The organism is Streptomyces graminilatus (assembly GCF_001418565.1).
Lineage (GTDB): Bacteria > Actinomycetota > Actinomycetes > Streptomycetales > Streptomycetaceae > Streptomyces > Streptomyces graminilatus.
In genome coordinates this window covers 1-214 of record NZ_LIQQ01000625.1, presented here as the reverse complement: position 1 = coordinate 214, position 214 = coordinate 1, and the positions used below count along the sequence as shown (strand labels likewise).

Annotated in this window: 1 protein-coding gene; it reads right to left on the bottom strand. The window is 70.1% G+C overall.

Going from position 1 to position 214, the window contains the following annotated elements; genetic code table 11:
• Positions 1–214: bifunctional adenosylcobinamide kinase/adenosylcobinamide-phosphate guanylyltransferase (locus AOK08_RS38560; protein WP_198539520.1), on the bottom strand; the 214-nt coding region annotated here is incomplete at both ends.

The window sequence follows — 214 nt, the reverse complement described above, 5'->3', positions numbered from 1 at the left end:
CCGCCTGCCCCGCCACAACCAACAGCACATGCTCACACTCGGCCCCGAACACCGAGTTCAGCCTCCCCAACTCATCCCGATACCGCCTCCCAGAGGCCGTGGCCGGCACGATCCCGGACCCCACCTCGTTGGACACGGCAACAACAACGCGCCGCGTGGCACGAACCGCCGCCGCCAACTCCCGCACCCGCCGCCGAAGTTCCCGCTCCCCACC